The 17,265-nt window shown below is 45.4% G+C and carries 18 protein-coding genes and 1 tRNA gene; 14 read left to right on the top strand and 5 right to left on the bottom strand.

Annotated features, from left to right (window positions below):
* Positions 1 to 151: 151 nt before the first annotated feature.
* Entirely contained in the window at positions 152 to 1,414 is a 1,263-nt protein-coding gene (gene kbl, locus ONB37_00890) for a glycine C-acetyltransferase (protein ID MDZ7398695.1), read from the bottom strand.
* Positions 1,415 to 1,654: 240 nt separating this feature from the next.
* Between kbl and ONB37_00885 the strand changes: the two genes are divergently transcribed.
* The 3 genes from ONB37_00885 (at position 1,655) to ONB37_00875 (ending at position 2,779) form a co-directional block, all read left to right on the top strand.
* Entirely contained in the window at positions 1,655 to 1,858 is a 204-nt protein-coding gene (locus ONB37_00885; GenBank protein ID MDZ7398694.1) for a hypothetical protein, read from the top strand.
* A gap of 125 nt (positions 1,859 to 1,983) precedes the next feature.
* Positions 1,984 to 2,622: an XTP/dITP diphosphatase gene (locus ONB37_00880; protein MDZ7398693.1), complete on the top strand. Its 639-nt coding sequence runs from the start codon at positions 1,984 to 1,986 to the stop codon at positions 2,620 to 2,622.
* A gap of 82 nt (positions 2,623 to 2,704) precedes the next feature.
* Positions 2,705 to 2,779 (top strand) — tRNA-Pro (locus ONB37_00875).
* Between the two features lie 706 nt (positions 2,780 to 3,485).
* Here ONB37_00875 and ONB37_00870 read toward each other — a convergent pair.
* From ONB37_00870 to ONB37_00855, 4 genes are all read right to left on the bottom strand, one after another.
* The gene (locus ONB37_00870) at positions 3,486 to 4,907 is read right to left on the bottom strand and encodes a CCA tRNA nucleotidyltransferase (protein MDZ7398692.1); all 1,422 of its coding nucleotides are present in this window, start codon (positions 4,905 to 4,907) and stop codon (positions 3,486 to 3,488) included.
* Positions 4,908 to 5,098: 191 nt separating this feature from the next.
* Positions 5,099 to 5,713: a hypothetical protein gene (locus ONB37_00865; protein MDZ7398691.1), complete on the bottom strand. Its 615-nt coding sequence runs from the start codon at positions 5,711 to 5,713 to the stop codon at positions 5,099 to 5,101.
* A 479-nt stretch (positions 5,714 to 6,192) separates the two neighbouring features.
* Entirely contained in the window at positions 6,193 to 6,585 is a 393-nt protein-coding gene (locus ONB37_00860; protein MDZ7398690.1) for a VanZ family protein, read from the bottom strand.
* A gap of 137 nt (positions 6,586 to 6,722) precedes the next feature.
* Positions 6,723 to 8,321, bottom strand: a complete 1,599-nt coding sequence (locus tag ONB37_00855; protein MDZ7398689.1) for an NAD(P)H-hydrate dehydratase — start codon at positions 8,319 to 8,321, stop codon at positions 6,723 to 6,725.
* Positions 8,322 to 8,890: 569 nt separating this feature from the next.
* On the opposite strand from ONB37_00855, the gene ONB37_00850 reads away from it, so the two are divergent.
* From ONB37_00850 to sfsA, 11 genes are all read left to right on the top strand, one after another.
* Positions 8,891 to 9,469, top strand: coding sequence for a sigma-70 family RNA polymerase sigma factor (locus tag ONB37_00850; protein ID MDZ7398688.1), 579 nt, complete (start codon positions 8,891 to 8,893; stop codon positions 9,467 to 9,469).
* Between the two features lie 221 nt (positions 9,470 to 9,690).
* On the top strand, positions 9,691 to 10,788 hold the full coding sequence (gene mutY, locus ONB37_00845; GenBank protein ID MDZ7398687.1) for an A/G-specific adenine glycosylase: 1,098 nt from the start codon (positions 9,691 to 9,693) through the stop codon (positions 10,786 to 10,788).
* A 320-nt stretch (positions 10,789 to 11,108) separates the two neighbouring features.
* On the top strand, positions 11,109 to 11,699 hold the full coding sequence (locus ONB37_00840; protein ID MDZ7398686.1) for a nicotinamidase: 591 nt from the start codon (positions 11,109 to 11,111) through the stop codon (positions 11,697 to 11,699).
* Between the two features lie 122 nt (positions 11,700 to 11,821).
* A complete protein-coding gene (gene rplM / locus ONB37_00835) occupies positions 11,822 to 12,250 on the top strand; it encodes a 50S ribosomal protein L13 (GenBank protein MDZ7398685.1) in 429 nt (142 codons plus the stop codon).
* Between the two features lie 50 nt (positions 12,251 to 12,300).
* A complete protein-coding gene (rpsI, locus tag ONB37_00830) occupies positions 12,301 to 12,693 on the top strand; it encodes a 30S ribosomal protein S9 (protein MDZ7398684.1) in 393 nt (130 codons plus the stop codon).
* Between the two features lie 188 nt (positions 12,694 to 12,881).
* Positions 12,882 to 13,631, top strand: coding sequence for a 30S ribosomal protein S2 (gene rpsB / locus ONB37_00825; GenBank protein MDZ7398683.1), 750 nt, complete (start codon positions 12,882 to 12,884; stop codon positions 13,629 to 13,631).
* A 17-nt stretch (positions 13,632 to 13,648) separates the two neighbouring features.
* A complete protein-coding gene (tsf, locus tag ONB37_00820) occupies positions 13,649 to 14,527 on the top strand; it encodes a translation elongation factor Ts (protein MDZ7398682.1) in 879 nt (292 codons plus the stop codon).
* A gap of 13 nt (positions 14,528 to 14,540) precedes the next feature.
* Positions 14,541 to 15,269, top strand: coding sequence for a UMP kinase (pyrH, locus tag ONB37_00815; protein ID MDZ7398681.1), 729 nt, complete (start codon positions 14,541 to 14,543; stop codon positions 15,267 to 15,269).
* Positions 15,262 to 15,819 (top strand): ribosome recycling factor, encoded by a 558-nt coding sequence (gene frr / locus ONB37_00810; protein ID MDZ7398680.1) that lies wholly within the window; start codon positions 15,262 to 15,264, stop codon positions 15,817 to 15,819. Before pyrH ends, frr begins: the two co-directional genes overlap by 8 nt.
* A 123-nt stretch (positions 15,820 to 15,942) precedes the next feature.
* Positions 15,943 to 16,515, top strand: coding sequence for a nitroreductase family protein (locus ONB37_00805; GenBank protein ID MDZ7398679.1), 573 nt, complete (start codon positions 15,943 to 15,945; stop codon positions 16,513 to 16,515).
* Complete coding sequence (gene sfsA, locus ONB37_00800) at positions 16,512 to 17,213, top strand: DNA/RNA nuclease SfsA (protein MDZ7398678.1); 702 nt, start codon at positions 16,512 to 16,514, stop codon at positions 17,211 to 17,213. Before ONB37_00805 ends, sfsA begins: the two co-directional genes overlap by 4 nt.
* Positions 17,214 to 17,265 lie beyond the last annotated feature (52 nt).

The following is a 17,265-nucleotide window of genomic DNA, read 5'->3' as shown; positions in this document are numbered from 1 at the left end:
CATCTGCCCCAACGGTAGTGATCATTGATTACTGCTCACTAATCACTGATTACTGTTTACTGATCACTGATTACTGTTCACTGTTTTCTGATCAGTGAGGATTGAGCTCTAACAATGATCCCTAATAGCTGCAAATGACCCTTCGACGAAACTAAATCACCCCATGTTTTTTCCCCACTTTTTCGAACGCTGCGATCGCTCGATCGATCTGCTCGCGCGTATGGGCGGCAGATATCTGGACGCGGATGCGCGATTGCCCTTTTGGAACCACCGGAAAGAAGAAACCGATCACGTAAATTCCCTCTTCATAGAGGTCTCTGGCCATCGCCTGCGAGAGCTGAGCATCATTTTCAAACTTCCGGAGCAGGATCGGAACAATCGGGTGCACACCTGGATTGATGTCGAAACCCAATGCGGTCATTTGCTCTCTGAAATACGCCGTATTTTCCATTAATCGTTGGCGCAGATCATCGCTTTCGGAGATCAGATCGAATGCGGCCAGCGAAGCGCCAATGATGACTGGGGCGACAGTATTGGAAAACAGATAGGGCCGAGACTTTTGTCGCAGAATTTCGATGATCTCTTTTCTCCCAGTTGTGAAACCGCCAGTTGCCCCACCCATAGCTTTTCCCAGCGTGGAAGTAATAATGTCTACCTTCCCTAAGACGCCACAATATTCGATCGATCCGCGACCTGTTTTTCCAAAGAATCCAGTCGCGTGCGAGTCATCCACCATAACGAGCGCATCATACTCATTGGCTAATCGAACGATCTCCTGAAGGTTGGCGATATCACCATCCATTGAAAAAACGCCATCCGTCGCGATGATGATGTTTCTTGCAGGAACTGGCTCTCGGCCTAGCCCCGGACCATCCCAAATATCCATTCCTTCGCGCGCTTTTCTGAGCATCTCTTCGAGCGAGTTCATATTGGAATGCTCGTATATGAACCGCTTGGCCTTGCATAATCGGATGCCATCGATGATACTGGCGTGATTGAGCGCGTCGGTGATGATGGCGTCCTCTGCTCCGAGAAGGCTTTCGAATAGTCCACCATTCGCGTCCCAACAAGAGGAATAGAGAATGGTATCCTCGGTCTCGTAAAATTCCGAGATTCTTTTCTCTAATCGTTTATGCAAGTCTTGCGTACCACAAATGAATCGAACCGAAGCCAATCCCAAACCGTATTTATTTAGCGTCTCGTGGGCTGCCTCGATGAGGCGGGGATGGTTGGCCAGCCCGAGATAATTGTTGGCGCAAAAATTTAGCACCTCTTTTGGAGCAGCGCCGGCTGGAAATGATACGCTGATATTGGGCTTCTGATCAGAAAGAATGATGCGTTCCTCCTTATAAAGCCCAGACTCCTTGATTTTGATTAGCTCTTGCTTGAAATCGTACTTAATCCGTTGGTACATGCATGCTCCTCTCAAAAATCTTCGCAAAGCTCCAAGAAAAAGTTTTAGAATGATCGGTCATTTTGAACAACTTGAGCTATTACGATGTTAACATAATTAAATTCCAACAAAAAAACAAGAGTTATTTTCCTCGGCGAACAAGCTTTTTTCTTGACTTTCTCAAATTTTTTGATAAATTATAGCGCCTAAAATTTGAAATTCATAATATAGATTTTTGACGGAAAAATCAGGAGAATTGTAATGGCAAAAGATCGAAGTTTTGCAGCCAAAGTGGCCAAAGGCGCCCAAGAGGCATTAAAGGCGAAGAAATGTCCCAAATGTGGAGAAGTGATCAATATGGTGAAGGTCGTATCTTCAGAAAAAAAGGCTGAGCTTGGGACCTGGCGCTTCAAAGAGAAAATGGTGGCTGTTTGCAAGTGCAACGAAAAGGAAGTATACGCTTAACTCCTTTCTGGAAACGGCTGATCCCAATTGGAATCGCCAAATGAATTGCAATTCTTTTGGCAGGATGAAATTTGACTGATCGCTTCAGCCAGAAGCTCAAGTCATTGTGAGTTTCTGAGGATCAGGTGATCACTGAACAAGAAAAGAGAGTAGAATTGAAGCTCGTATTAGCGACGCGAAATAAAGATAAGATTAAAGAGATCGAGCACGCGCTAACTGGATTGGATGTCGAGCTTTTGACATTAGATCAGTTCCCGCAGGCTCCAGAGGTGGAGGAAGATGGGACGACCTTAGCAGAGAACGCGCTCAAAAAAGCACGAACAATCTTCGACGTCACTCATATTTTAACCATGGCCGATGATACAGGTCTGGAAGTCGATTTCTTAAATGGAGAACCAGGCATATATTCTAGCCGTTTTGCGGGCGAAGGTGCGAGCTACGATGATAATTGTAACAAGCTGCTAGAATTGATGAAGGCGGTGCCAAAGGAGCAACGGACGGCTCGATTTCGCTGCGTCGTCGCCTTTGTGGGACCGGGGATCGAACGATTGGTGGAGGGGACCTGCGAAGGTTTTATTACGAGTGAGAAACGAGGGTCTCACGGTTTTGGCTATGATCCGATTTTCTATGTGCCACAATACGCTCAAACATTTGCTGAAATGCCTTTAGAACTGAAAAATAAGATCAGCCATCGTGGTGTGGCATTACAGCAGGCCAAAAGGGTGTTGCAGCAAATGCTGAAAGAGGGGTCTCTCCAAACCTAATAGCTTGAAGAACGCTTGCGCAAAGCTATTAAAAAAAATCTTGCTTTTTAAATTGAAATGCCCTATATTTGGCTGTGCGCAACGGGGCGTAGCGCAGTTCGGCTAGCGCGCCTGCTTTGGGAGCAGGAGGTCCCGAGTTCAAATCTCGGCGCCCCGACAAAATTAGCCATGTTTAAGGGATTTAAGCTTTTGGTCCATGAAAAGCATTAAATCCCTTTTGTTTTTTAGGGACGGATCGAATATGTATTGTGAGAAATTTGCAAGCGGAGATGCAGCGACCAAGTTCCCCGTATTAAGATTATAAATAATATTGTGAAAGATACTTTTCTCAAAAACTAATTGGTTTCTCTTGCAATAATGGAAATCAAAAGAAACGATGTCCTTCCTGCGAATGCAGGAATCTCTTTTTTAACTGATGAAAAAGTCAACGAAAAAATGAGATGCCTGCATGCGCAGGCATGACAGTTTATGAGGTTTTGATAATTTTGCAACAAGAACCAATTACTCTTGAACGAAAACTCGCCTTCTTGTCATTTCGACCGAAGGGAGAAATCTTTCCGTTCAACAATCTCAATATCACCAGATTCCTCACTTCGTTCGGAATGACGATGTTACTTCAAATTCAATGGTTTTCGTTCAAGTACTAATAAGTGTCTGAATGAAAACTCCAGCTTCTGGTATATTTCTTTCATTCGAGGAGTGAAGCGACGAAACCATCCTATTAGTGAATGTCAATGTTTCAAAAGATTGCTTCGCTCCCTCGTCACTGAGAAAAATTTATTTTAGTTATTGGGAGTCAATCTTTGGGCCTAAATTAGTTTCGGAGCGATCCGGCTAAAATTTCTCGTTATAGCAGACGATGTTTAGCTATTCGAATCGCCAATTCCTGATTCCTGATCCCTAGTTCCAAGGACCTCATCCTTAATTTCCAGCAGATATTGCAAAGCGGCATCATGTTCATTGGGGATTTTGGCATCTAAGATGGCCTCTTCGATCATGGATTTCAATTTTCCTACCAATGGTCCCGGTGGGATGCCACAAACGGCCATGATTTCGTCTCCTCGGACTGGGGGTTGGAAGGCGCGCATGCGGTCCTTCTGCTCCACTTCGTTAAGGCGCTCAACCACATGATCGAAGTTGGCGAGATGCTGCTTGACCCGTTGGGGATTGCCCGAGGTGATGTCTGCCCGGCAGAGCGTTAATAAATCTTCCAGATGTTCACCTGCTTGGAATAACAGCCGGCGCATGGCTGAATCTGTAACGCCCTCTTCGGAAAGGTGAATCGGTCGCAGATGCAAACGGGTCAATTTTTGCGCATATTCCATCGTGGCATTTGGCAATCTCAATCGCTGACAGATTTTGGGCAGCATTCTGGCACCGATCTCGTCATGGCCATGAAAGGTCCAACCAGTGCCAGGAATGAACTTTTTTGTGACCGGTTTTGCGATGTCGTGTACCAGCGCAGCAAAACGCAGCTCAAATTTATCGCTCACTTGAGCGACGTTATCAAGCACCATGAGTGTATGGTGGAAAGCGTCTTTATGATGGTAGCCTTCCCGTTGTTCCACACCCTTCATGGATAGCAATTCAGGGAAAATAATTTCCAAAATCTGCGCTTCATCAAGCAAGTAGAAACCGATCGAAGGTCGCGGCGCCATGATGATCTTCTTGAGCTCATCAGTGATGCGCTCTTGGGAAACGATCTCTAATCGCTGGCGCATTTGCTTCAATGCTTCAAAGGTCTTGGATTCGATCTCGAATCCCAACTGGGCAGCGAAGCGAATCGCGCGCATGATGCGCAACGGATCGTCCTTAAACGTGACTACTGGATCCAATGGGGTGCGGATAATTTTTGCATGGAGATCTTGTTGTCCATCAAGCGGATCATATAGAACGCCGAAGTTGTAGGAGTTCAGGCCGTAGGCGATGCAATTGATAGTAAAATCTCGGCGCATCAGATCAGCGTCCAGATCGGACTGGGTGACAACTGGCTTGCGGGAATTGTCGAAATAGCTCTCCCTTCGGGCGGTGACGAATTCCAACCGATAATCCTCAAAGTTGACCATGGCGGTACCGAACTTGGGAAAAGTGATGACATCATGACTACCCAGTGCCTTCGCAACGGATTTGGCAAAGCGCGGCGCGTCCCCCACAACGACGAAATCAATGTCCTTGACAGTTTTATTCAACAGCTTATCGCGTACAAAACCGCCGACCGCCCATACGCCAATTTGTTTTTTGTCTGCAATTGCACCGATTTTTTTTAAAATCTCTGGTTCTGTCATTGGCCCACTTGAGGTGAATCATCTAATATTTTTTGACCAAAGTCCATCGAACATGTTTTGTGACAAGCTTGCCTACTCTTGACATTTGGTTTTTTAAGCTCTCAAGAGTTTTTTTATCACCGGCGAATTATCGCTGATTGATGAAAAAATCCATCGCTGAATAATTGGAAAATCGCCCCGCCGAATTCGCGTTAAAAATGAAGGTTGCACCCTGCCAAGAGGACATATCCTCCGAGGCTGGATCCGGCAATTCCAGGATTGCCTCCCTCGCCAGCCGAGCTAATTTCGAACTCCAAATTGAGCGCCAGAGGGGAGAGAATCAAGTAATCCCAACCGATCTCCAAGAAGAAGCCGCTGCCACGCGTCGATGCTTTGTCAGATGCAGTCGGCCTGAGCAAAGAAAATCCTGGCTTCTCTTGAATCGCAATAAATGTGAAGCCAAATCCAGCGTAGTTACGCCAGCGCTTGCTACCTTCATAATACCATCGGATACCCAGATTGACGAACTGCTGGTCCCATTCAGCACTACCAAACGAGGCCTGGTCTTGGTCCTTATGAAATTTCGCATATTGAATTGATAGGTAAGTCATGCGATAAACTTTCAGACTCGCTTGGGCTGAAAAATAGCTGCCCCAGCGACTGTCGTAATAGCGAGAAAAATTATCCAGAGAGGCCCGATAATATCCAGCCGAGCCACCGACAACCGCAGTTGGAATTCGCACAAAAATATCCTGTGCATTTATTTTACTGGCAAAAACAAAGAGCACGGTTTGGATGATGACATGAATGCGAGTTTCGATTCTCACTCTCTTTCCTCCCTGTGGCAAATCGATATTTTTTGCAGCGAGAAAGTCTTTCCAATTCGATTGGAGAAGCAACTTTTTTGAGCTGAAAGCTGTCTTATCATCAGACAGATCAATCATTCAAACAAGCGATTAGTGACCGGCCATGTCGACCTTCGCGATCATTGTATTGGCTTTATTCATAATCTTTTGGCGTCCGCCATTTCGAATGAGCTGGAAGCTAATTATCCCCCTGATGATCATTTTGATAGCGGGATTGCTATGGCTTGGCCGCCAAACTCAATCCTCTTCCATTCCCACCACTCGTAACAACTCTGCCGATCATCTTCAAAAAACCATATTGAACAAGAGCGATTTTTGATCATACAAGGTTTCAGATTCATGCTCGTAGGATGAGATTCAAATTTTTTCGATCTGAATGACCAATCAAATCCCAAATGGCAAGGATAATAATGATTCTGCTGCCGAATTGTCAGCCTTTATTATAAAATTCGTCGCTGTCGAAGTTGTTTGGCCGCGAAATAGAATGACACAACCAAAGTGCTGCCGATAATATCGGCTGCTACGTCGCTCAGGTCAGCGGAGCGCCCTGGGACGAAATATTGATGGATTTCATCAGAAATTGCATAGAACGAAGCAATAGCAATAGTCCACCAATTGGCGTGGTGCTGAACCGCGAAGTTGGGTTGATAGATCAGAGCGCGCCGAACGAGCAGCGCTAATATCGCATACTCGAGAGCGTGATAAAATTTATCCTGCCAATCAAAACCGAGGTCTGGAGCGTTGAGATACGAGATCGATGATTGAATGAAAATTGCCAGTGCCCAGGCAATCGCTGGTCCCTGAAACCATAAAAACAGTTTGAATTTGCTCATGATGTCTGCCCTAAGATGTTTGATAGAAACATTTGATTCTGAAACGATCGAATGATCCAATAAACTCTATCGCCTGCGATTATCTTGCGATGCGAATGGGACAAGTTAGAAATTTTGATAGATAGCAAGCATGCTCATCAGAGAATTCCGCCATCCGATACCAGATTGGCTGGCGATGTCGCTGGCCTGGGCGCCTGAGAGGTTAACCGTTTGATCGCTGTGGGGATATAATCGCAGATATCCCCGGCGATCATTCCCATTTGAGAAAGTGATTCAGCTGCGAGGTCGCCAGCCAAGCCATGCAGATAAACACCGACCAGAGCCGCATCTGTCGGCGATAATTTTTGTGCCAGCAGCCCTGCGATCATCCCGGTCAACACGTCACCAGAACCGCCTGTGGCCATGCCGGGATTTCCGGTGGAATTGATGAATAAATCCCCAGAGGGTGCAGCGACCACGGTAGGTCCGCCTTTGAACACAATCACTTTGTTCCACTCCTTGGCATATTGGCGTAAAATGTTTAAGCGGTTGAGCTGGATTTCTGAAATATTGGCCGAAATCAAGCGGGCGAATTCGCCAGGATGCGGGGTGATGATCAAATCCCCGCTATAGTGCTTAATCAAATTGGGGAGTTTGGCGATCGCATTCAAGCCATCAGCATCCAACACCATTGGCTTTTTTTGGGTGCGCAAGAGCCAATGGACAAACGCGACAGTTTCTGGATGGGTGGAAAGCCCTGGCCCGATCGCCAGCACATCGGCCCAATCTAACAGCTCGGCTATTTGATCTTGTGCCTTTAAACTAATCGAGTGGCTCGATGTCTCCGGCATGGGAACGGTCATCACCTCAGTGAGTTTTTCCTCCAATATGGCATTGAGGCTGGCTGGAATGGCCAGTTTGGTCAATCCCGCACCGACTTTGAGTGAAGCCAGAGAGGCTAACGTTGCAGCACCAGTCATTCCAATGGACCCAGCAATCACAACTACCTTGCCGCAACTGGTCTTATGGGCATCTAAGGCACGAACTGGAAGTCGTTGTCGGATATCATCAGCTTCAACGAGGTATCGTCCGCTGTCGAATCTTCGGCTCACCGCTGTTGGTATGCTGATGTCAGCAACCACGATTTTACCAGCGGCGTCTCTGCCAGGTGAGAATAACAATCCAGTCTTCAAATGCCCCATGGTAACCGTAAGCGTGGCATGAATCGCTGAGCCCGATATTGCGCCCGAATCGGTCTCCATCCCAGAGGGGAGATCAACGGAAATGATTGGCGCACCCAGATGATTGATGTAGTCGATCAGTTGACCGAGGAAACCTACAACTGGCCCAGTAACCCCAGTTCCTAATAGGGCATCGACGACCAAATCGATCGAACCCAATGGCGGAATCTGTTCCACTGAAGTTATTTCTTGAACATGAATCCCCATCCTGTTCAGGATAGTGAGATTGACCAGGGCATCTCCTCTCACTTGGTTCTTTGCCCCCGCCAGAAATACCGATAACCGTGCCCCTCGGTTGGCCAGGTGTCGGGCGATCACATATCCATCCCCTCCGTTGTTGCCTTTGCCGCAGAAGATCACAATATGCTTGCCAATGACGGTTCCCAAATATTTCTCGATTTCAATAAAAACAGCGCGCCCGGCGTTCTCCATAAGGACTACGCCAGGAATTTGGTATTCTTCGATGGTTGTTCGATCGATTGCTGCCATCTCCGTGGCATTGAGCACTATTTTCATCTAATGATCTCCCTTGATTCAAGTTTCAATAAGAGCTGATCATCTATTAATAATTTTTGGCCGAATCGTTCCTATCGCAATCAAAAAGTTCGTCAAGCAGGTCATGCCCAGATGTCTATTGGTGCGCGTTGTGATTTTTTTCAGAGCGCAATGCTTTCAAATAGAGATTTTATTGATCAACGTCAGACAGTGGTTATTAGGGCCTTCAATTTCTGAAGTCAAGTTCAAAATTTAAGTCAAAAGATCAAAGATCAGGATAATATTGAAAGTGAAAGCTTAATTGGCTACCAGTTGTGATAAAAGTTGAATCAAGTTCTTGCCAATTTAAAAATGAATTTTTGACGAGAGCTCGAAGTTGCTCCGATCCATATTCGTTCGAAAGAGCGCATGTTGTATTATCACAAACGCGCATAAAAGTAGCATTATTTTTTTTTAGATTCAACAATTTTCTCCTTGACAGTTTAAAATTTTTCACGTAATTTGTGGCACGCTAAAACTGACATGGCACGCGATTTTAATGTTTTTATGAGCTTGAAGAATGTTTTGATGAATGAGGATGCTGTTGGTGCATGATCGATGAAATACCTGACATTGAACTCATTCGAAGGGCTCTGGCAGGGGATCAGCAGGGATATCGCGAAATTTTGAAACGGTATCGCGCGCCACTGTACAATGTGCTGTTTAGAATGGTCCATAATAAAATGGAAGCCGAGGATCTGGTTCAGGAAGCGTTTATCAAAGCGTTCGGCGCTCTTTCAACATTTAACGACGAGTATGCTTTTTCCACATGGCTGTTTAAGATCGCCATCAATAATTGTATCGATCACCTTCGGAAGAAGCGCCTAAAGACCTTCTCTCTGGATAAGCCCATTGATGCCAAAGACGGGGAAATTCGGCGCGAGCTTCCAGATGTAACTTATCAGCCAGAAAATACCCTGCTATCGAAAGAGAAGACGCGGCTGATCGAACAGGCTATTCAGAATTTGCCCGAGAAATATCGGGTTTCGATTATCTTGCGACATACTGAAGAAAAATCCTACGAAGAAATCAGCCAAATTCTCAATATCCCTCTGGGCACAGTTAAGGCGCGTATCTTTCGGGCAAGAGAAATGTTAAAAAAACAACTAAAGCAGAAGCTGTTCCCTTAGCATCCTCTCCAGCCATTTCCTCAGTTCCAGCAATTCAATATTTATTCCATGTGACAACCGATTATTTTTCAGACGACCAATTTGAGAAAATTAGATAGCGATCATCATTTTTCCATTTTTAAATTTATGAGTACTAACCTAAGGATTTGGTAGCGACTTCGGTATTCAGAAGTCAATCCATTAATTTAATCTCAATAGTCATTTCAAAAGAAAAATTAGTTATGACCGCAGATCAAATCGTACAATTTCAGTCCAAACTTTTAGAATGGTTTGGCAGGTATCGTCGGCTGCTTCCCTGGCGAGAGACAAAAGATCCGTATAAAATCTGGGTTGCCGAAGTGATGCTTCAACAAACCCAGGTGAAGAAAGTGTTGCAATATTATGACCGCTTTTTGGTGCAATTTCCCGATATCTTCGCCTTAGCGAATGCCTCGTTTCATCAAGTATTGAAGGCTTGGGAGGGCTTGGGATATTATGCACGGGCAAGAAACCTCCATCGTGCTGCCCAAATCGTCATAGAAAAATTTGACGGCAAAATTCCCAGCGAATATAAGGAATTCAAAAGCCTTCCTGGTGCTGGAAATTATATCACAGCAGCCGTATTAAGCCAGGCGTTCAATGCCCGGTATGCCGTCGTTGATGGAAATGTAAAACGCGTGTTAGCCCGATTGTTTTTAATGGACCAACCAGTGAATCAATCTGCCCATGCCAGGTTATTTCAGGCACGGATGAATGCGCTTCTGGATAATGAACAGCCCGGCGATTTTAATCAAGCGATGATGGAATTAGGTGCTATGATATGTCGGCCAGAGTCTCCTCGGTGTTCCCAATGTCCCGTCCAATCATTCTGCCTCGCCTCCCAGACTAACCAGCAAGATAGTTATCCCCGATCGGTAGGCATGAGAACAACGCCGACTTATCGGATTGCAGTTGGAGTGATTCATTATAATGGACGAATCTTGATCACCCAGCGCCAATCGGAAGGATTGTTGGGTGGATTGTGGGAATTTCCCGGCGGGCGGCTGAATCCTGGAGAATCGCCTGAGCAAGGCTGCCTTCGAACGATAAAAGAGAAAACCAACCTCGACGTAACAATCGATCGTTTCATCACTCAAGTGCATCATGCCTATACCCATTTTAAAATCATTCTGGATGTATTCGATTGTCAGGCACAATCCGATAATATCTTGCTCAATGGGCCAGCTCAATATCGCTGGGTCTGCTTGAGCGAAATAAGCCATTTCCCGTTCCATGCGGCAGTTCACAAGTTTCTCCCTCTGCTGAAAGGCTCAGCGTATGATGCGTTAATCCGAGATTAATCTTTCAATAGGGAACAACCTCATCTAACTCCGGAACTTTTGCATCAAATAGGCTTTAAACCAGAAAAAATTGTAATTGCTTTTTTCATTTATTTTCACTATTATTCTAAGCTTTTTTTCTAAAGTTGAAAGAGATTTGTTTGAGTACGATGGTTTATGCGGTAATAAAGCTCAAATTGGCAATTATGTCAAACGGAATTCTTCGGCTGAACAGGTTCGATTTGGTATTGAATGTCGGTTGAAATTCAGGGCATAAAGGATGCGAAAGATCGTTTCTGTTTAGCGAAAGGATTCAGCTCTGAAATATTGAGGTGTTAGCCATGAAGACAGATAAAGCATTGGTTGTGGTCGATCTCCAAGTCGACTTTTGCCCAGGTGGTGCTCTGGCCGTGGCTGATGGCGATAAAATTGTTCCGAAGATCAATGAATATGTTAAGCTTTTTTTGCAGCATCAACTTCCCATATTTGTTTCGCGAGATTGGCATCCGGCTGAGACAAAGCATTTTAAGGAATTCGGGGGCCCATGGCCAGTGCATTGCGTTCAAAACACCCCTGGTGCAGCCTTTCATCCTGATTTTCACGTGCCGAGTTCAGCAATCATATTATCCAAAGGTACGGATCCATCACTGGATGGTTATTCGGTGTTTGATGCTCAGGACGCTCAGCAGCGCTTTTTCATTGAGCTTTTGAAGGAACGCAAAATCAAAAAATTGTATATTGCTGGAATCGCTACGGATTACTGCGTGCGTACCACAGCTTTGGACGCACTCCAACATGGTTTCAAGGTTAATATATTAATCGATGCCATAAAAGGGGTAAGTCCAGAGGATTCAGAGCGAACGTTACAAGAGATTATCGCGAAAAATGGTCGGATGATGGAATACGATCAAGTTGTCGAGGAATTAAAATGAAATTTCCATGAAAAATTTCTTGCTTATTAGGTTAAATTTGCTTATCTTTTGGACTTTTAAAATGAGCTGTTGTGTGCAATTGATCAGACGCAATCAAACAAGTTAAGTTAGGAGAAACGAAATTGAAAACGTATTCACCAAGTGAGCGGGATATCGAACGCCGCTGGTTTTTGGTCGATGCCAAGAATCAAGTTCTGGGGCGACTGGCCAGTCAAGTTGCCCGAATTTTGAGAGGCAAGCATAAGCCAATGTTTGCGCCGCACATGGATGTTGGGGACCATGTGATTATCATCAACGCGGACAAGATCCGTTTAACTGGTAAGAAAGTGCATTTAAAGCGCTATCGGCACTATACTGGGTATCCAGGTGGGCTGCGAGAAACGTCCTTCGAGAGCCTAATGGCGACTCGGCCAGAACGCGTTCTCGAGCATGCTATCCGAGGGATGTTGCCAAAGAATCGCTTAGGCCGAAAAATGTTTACGAAGGTGCGCATTTATGTTGGGGAAAACCATCCCCATGTCGCCCAACAACCTGAAAAGTTGGTTTTTTAGCGGATGCTAACTTTATGAGGAACCTTTAAAAGATCATTTTGAGGAATAGTATGAAAGAATTAGAGTATCAGGCAACCGGTCGCAGAAAGCGCTCCATCGCCCGCGTGCGAATTAAACCAGGGACTGGAACAATATTGGTCAATAACAAGTCGCTGCTCGATTATTTTAAACGGGAAACGTTAAAAATGATCATCGAACAACCCCTGGTGCAAACCGAAACGCTGGGCAAATTCGATATTGTTGCCGATGTTTACGGTGGTGGACTTTCTGGTCAAGCGGGTGCCCTCCGGTTGGGCATTTCGCGAGCCCTGCTGAGGTACAATGAAGATTTGCGGCCGATCCTTCGCGCCAATGGGTTTTTAACGAGAGACCCCCGCGAGGTCGAGCGAAAAAAATATGGTATGGCTGGAGCCAGAAAACGTTTCCAATTTTCAAAACGATAATTTATTGCTTCATAACAACACACACAGTTGCCTATCGTCAGGGGTGCCAGAAATGGTTCTGACTGGTTTTCAGCCGAATCTGTTCGCTGCATTGGTCAAGGCTAAACGCCTTTGATGTAGCATAGTTCTATTTGCGGCTGTGAATCGGCAATTGTGGCGGCTTAACCCAAATCACAAGGAGATCATTCATGAATGTAACTTTGCAAGACCTTTTGATGGCTGGAACTCATTTTGGCCATTTAACGAGACGCTGGAACCCGAAGATGAAGAAATTTATCTTCATGGAAAAAAACGATATCTACATTATCGATATTAAAAAGACGCTTGCCATGTTGGAACGTGCTTGCGCTGAAGTCGCGAATATTGTTCGCTCGGGCGAGCGCGTGCTGTTCGTCGGAACGAAAAAGCAAGCCAAGGATATTATTCGGATCGAGGCGGAGCGCTGCGGCCAGTTTTATGTGAACGAGCGTTGGTTAGGTGGTACTTTGACGAACTTTGTAACCGTGAAAAAGAGCATCAAGCGCCTGAAGAACCTCGAAAAAATGGCCACAGATGGCAGTTATGAGCGGTTGACCAAAAAAGAAGTGTTGCGGATTGAACGTGAAAAAGAAAAATTGGAGAAGGTGCTTGGCGGAATTAAAGAGATGAACAAATTGCCCGGCGCCGTGTATATTGTCGATGTCAAAAAAGAAGCGATTGCGGTTCAGGAAGCGCACCGACTGAATATCCCGATCATTGGATTAGTCGATACGAATTCAGACCCAGATCTAATTGACTTTCCAATTCCGGGGAACGATGATGCATTCAAATCGATCAATATCATTACCCGTGCCATCGCGGATACCATTATTGAAGCGCGACAAGGCCAAGTGTATGAGCAGGTTGAAGAGGAATTGATCGAAGAAAAAAAGACGGTAGAGCTTGAAGAAGTTGAATAGTTGAATAGGAGCATAGGATGTCAATAACAGCAGATGATGTGAAGCGCCTCCGCGAGACAACTGGTGCTGGAATAATGGATTGTAAGCGGGCGTTAGCCGAGAGCAATGGCGATGTGGAAAAAGCAATTGAAATATTACGAAAAAAAGGCATCGCTAAGGCGGAAAAAAAGGTCAGTCGAGAGACCAAAGATGGGTTGATTGCCAGCTTTGTCCAACCAGATCATCGGCTTGGCGTTTTGTTGGAGGTCAATTGTGAAACTGATTTCGTAGCAAAAACTGATGATTTCAAAAATTTTGTCAACCAGCTTGCGCTGCATATTGGGACCAAAAAACCGAAGGACACTGCCAGTTTGTTGCAGCAAAAGTTTTTAGATGATCCGGGAAAAACGGTCGAGGAAGTGCAAAAGACCCTGATCGGCAAGATCGGAGAAAATATCTCAATTAAGCGGTTCGAATGTTATGAAACAACAGATGGGATGATCGATAGCTACATCCACCCTGGCAGCAAGTTGGGAGTGCTGGTTGAAATCAGTTGCAATAGTAGTGATGTGATGCGGCAGAGTGAATTCCGCACCTTTGTGCATGATGTCGCGATGCAAATTGCCGCAAGCAATCCTTTGGTTGTACACCGCAATGACCTGGCGCCTGAAATTGTGCAGCGAGAGATGAACATTTATAAATCCCAGGTCATGGAACAGAAGAAACCAGAGCATATTGCGGAAAAGATCGCTCAGGGAAAGATGGAAAAATTTTATCAAGAAGTCTGTTTGCTGGAACAAAGTTTCATTAAAGATCCCAACATAACCGTTCAAGCATTAATGAAAGAGCTGATGGGTAAAATTGGGAGTGATATTAAGATCAAGCGGTTTGCTCGATTCCAACTAGGGGCACTGTAATTGAAAGGAAGCAATGCCAGAGCCAAAATACAAACGCGTTCTTCTCAAATTAAGTGGCGAAGCCCTGATGGGCAAGCAGGGACTTGGGATTGACCCGCAAGTCGTAAATGAAATTGCGATTGAATTAAAAGAGGTGAAAGATCTTGGGGTAGAAATTGGGGTGGTCATCGGTGGCGGGAATATTTTTCGTGGGCTTTCGGCCAGCGCGCGAGGAATGGATCGTGTTACTGCCGATTACATGGGAATGCTTGCCACAGTCATCAATGCTCTGGCACTTCAGGATTACCTGGAACGGTATGGTGTCCAAACGCGAGTATTGACGGCAATCAAAATGGAACAATTAGCAGAGCCATTCATCCGTCGGCGAGCGATCCGCCATTTGGAAAAGGGACGGATGGTGATTTTTGCCGGCGGAACCGGCAATCCGTATTTCACCACGGACACTGCCGCTGCGTTACGTGCAATCGAAATCGAGGCAGATGCCATCATTAAGGGCACGAAAGTCGATGGCGTCTATGATGACGATCCGAAAATCAATCCCAATGCGAAAAAGTTTGATCAACTCAGCTATCTCGATGTGGTCAAGAAACGATTGAAGGTCATGGATACTACCGCGGTGACATTATGCATGGAAAATCATCTGCCCATAATCGTATTTAATTTGACTGTCAAAGAGAATCTGAAAAGATTAATTTTGGGCGATTCCATCGGAACTATAGTTTGCGAGGAGCAAAATGGTTAAAGAAATTCAAAATCAAGCCGAAGAGCGAATGAAAAAGGCCATCGAAAATCTTCGATATGAATTGAATAAGATTCGAACTGGTAAAGCTTCTCCTGCAATTCTGGATGGCATTAAGGTCAACTATTACGGCTCCGTGGTCCCATTGAAACAGGTAGCGAATATCTCTGTGCCGGAAATTCGATTGATCACCGTGCAGCCGTGGGATAAGAGCATGATCAATGAAATCGAAAAAGCGATTCAGAAATCTGACCTTGGACTCACGCCTATGAGCGATGGTCATATTATTCGGCTGCCTATCCCGCCGCTCACTGAGGAGCGAAGGCTCAATCTGGTGAAGCAAACGAAAAAATTAGGTGAGGAGATTAAGGTTTCGATCCGCAATGCCCGGCGAGATGCCAATGAATCCCTCAAAAAGGGAGAGAAAGACGGGGATATTTCTGAGGACGATTCCCATCGCGCTCAGGATAAAATCCAGGAAATGACAGATAATTATATCAAGAAGGTCGATGAGATCCTCAAGGTCAAAGAGCAGGAGATTATGGAGATATAGTTAGAAGACCATACGATTGCTGATCAGCTTTGAAAGTATTATCGACTCGTTTGAAAATCATTGGAGGAGATTTTATGATCATAAAATCTCCTTTTTTATCATTGCGAAGCAAGCACTTATTCAATGATGAATTCAAGCTGCCTCCTACAATTGATCAAAGCACGCCGCAGTATTCGGAGTTATCAACAGCGTCCAGTCGAGCGAGAGAAGATTTTGCAATGCCTCGAGGCTGCCCGACTGGCACCATCGGCTGAGAATGTCCAGCCATGGCGTTTCTTGGTACTGGACGATCCAGGTATCATTCGCAAATTTTCCAGTGTGGCATTTTCGGGAATCTATACTCCAACCCGTTTTGCCGCCAAAGCTCCAGTCATCATCATTATTCTGGCGAAATTGGACATTTTAGCCAATCGGATCGGCAGTCAAATTCAAGGCGTTAATTTCTATTTGTTAGACATCGGGATTGCAGGAGAGCATTTGGTCCTGCAAGCTCAGGAACTGGGATTGGGGACGTGCTGGATCGGCTGGTTCAATGGCAAAAAGATCAGAAAATTTTTTAATATTCCGCGGTCCTACAAGATCGTTTCCCTAATCAGTATGGGGTACCCTGATCGCCAGCCGACCCGGCCGCAAAAACGCCATGAGCTCAACGAAATCGCTTGGTTCAATGCTTTTAGGGCTAAAAAAGACTTATGAGATTCAACCAGCCATTGATGCCAGGTCGACTGGTGCGCCGATATCAGCGATTTTTAGCGGATATCGAATTAAGCAATGGTTCGATCGTGACCGCACACTGCCCGAACTCTGGCAGCATGTTGTCATGCAATACACCTGGGAGTGAAGTCAGATTATCCTACCACGAAAATCCCAACCGAAAACATCCATATACTTGGGAAATGATAAAAGTTCGCTCGATTTGGGTCGGCATCAACACCCAAATCCCGAATCGTTTGGTGCAAGAAGCCATCCTCCAGAAAAAAATGCCTGAATTTATCGGGTATCGCGAGGTCATTCGGGAACCAAAAATTGGAGCCCACAGTCGTCTGGACCTACTCTTGCAGAATGGCGATCAACGATGCTTCGTCGAAATCAAAAATGTGACTTTGGTGGAAAACGGTGTGGCCCTATTCCCTGATGCGGTAACAGCGCGGGGCAGCAAACATCTTATGGAACTAATGGCGTTGAAACAGCAAGGGCATCGAGCTGTCATTTTGTTCCTCATCCAAAGATACGATGGAAATTATTTCGGCCCAGCCAGCCATATTGACCCAGTTTACAGCGCTCATTTACATGAGGCATATTTGAACGGGGTTGAAGTCATCGCCTATCGGGCTTTGGTGACGCCTCAGTCGATTGAATTGGATCGAAGAATTAAGACGGTTTTTGATTCATAGCAGACAAGCTAGTTGCATTGCGGGGTTCTTATGATCATGGGAAAAATCTCTC

It is taken from the genome of candidate division KSB1 bacterium, assembly GCA_034506395.1.
Classification (GTDB): domain Bacteria; phylum Zhuqueibacterota; class Zhuqueibacteria; order Thermofontimicrobiales; family Thermofontimicrobiaceae; genus Thermofontimicrobium.
This window is presented reverse-complemented; position numbering and strand designations above follow the sequence as displayed.

What these genes read in the sequence shown, in the direction of transcription:
- ONB37_00840 (MDZ7398686.1), top strand. Translation starts at nt 11,109, where the DNA reads ATGAAGACAGATAAAGCATTGGTTGTGGTCGATCTCCAAGTCGACTTT.
- mutY (MDZ7398687.1), top strand. Translation starts at nt 9,691, where the DNA reads ATGACCGCAGATCAAATCGTACAATTTCAGTCCAAACTTTTAGAATGG.
- ONB37_00805 (MDZ7398679.1), top strand. Translation starts at nt 15,943, where the DNA reads ATGATGAATTCAAGCTGCCTCCTACAATTGATCAAAGCACGCCGCAGT.
- rpsI (MDZ7398684.1), top strand. Translation starts at nt 12,301, where the DNA reads ATGAAAGAATTAGAGTATCAGGCAACCGGTCGCAGAAAGCGCTCCATC.
- frr (MDZ7398680.1), top strand. Translation starts at nt 15,262, where the DNA reads ATGGTTAAAGAAATTCAAAATCAAGCCGAAGAGCGAATGAAAAAGGCC.
- ONB37_00885 (MDZ7398694.1), top strand. Translation starts at nt 1,655, where the DNA reads ATGGCAAAAGATCGAAGTTTTGCAGCCAAAGTGGCCAAAGGCGCCCAA.
- ONB37_00855 (MDZ7398689.1), bottom strand. Translation starts at nt 8,321, where the DNA reads ATGAAAATAGTGCTCAATGCCACGGAGATGGCAGCAATCGATCGAACA.
- tsf (MDZ7398682.1), top strand. Translation starts at nt 13,649, where the DNA reads ATGTCAATAACAGCAGATGATGTGAAGCGCCTCCGCGAGACAACTGGT.
- sfsA (MDZ7398678.1), top strand. Translation starts at nt 16,512, where the DNA reads ATGAGATTCAACCAGCCATTGATGCCAGGTCGACTGGTGCGCCGATAT.
- ONB37_00860 (MDZ7398690.1), bottom strand. Translation starts at nt 6,585, where the DNA reads ATGAGCAAATTCAAACTGTTTTTATGGTTTCAGGGACCAGCGATTGCC.
- pyrH (MDZ7398681.1), top strand. Translation starts at nt 14,541, where the DNA reads ATGCCAGAGCCAAAATACAAACGCGTTCTTCTCAAATTAAGTGGCGAA.
- ONB37_00870 (MDZ7398692.1), bottom strand. Translation starts at nt 4,907, where the DNA reads ATGACAGAACCAGAGATTTTAAAAAAAATCGGTGCAATTGCAGACAAA.
- rpsB (MDZ7398683.1), top strand. Translation starts at nt 12,882, where the DNA reads ATGAATGTAACTTTGCAAGACCTTTTGATGGCTGGAACTCATTTTGGC.
- ONB37_00850 (MDZ7398688.1), top strand. Translation starts at nt 8,891, where the DNA reads ATGATCGATGAAATACCTGACATTGAACTCATTCGAAGGGCTCTGGCA.
- kbl (MDZ7398695.1), bottom strand. Translation starts at nt 1,414, where the DNA reads ATGTACCAACGGATTAAGTACGATTTCAAGCAAGAGCTAATCAAAATC.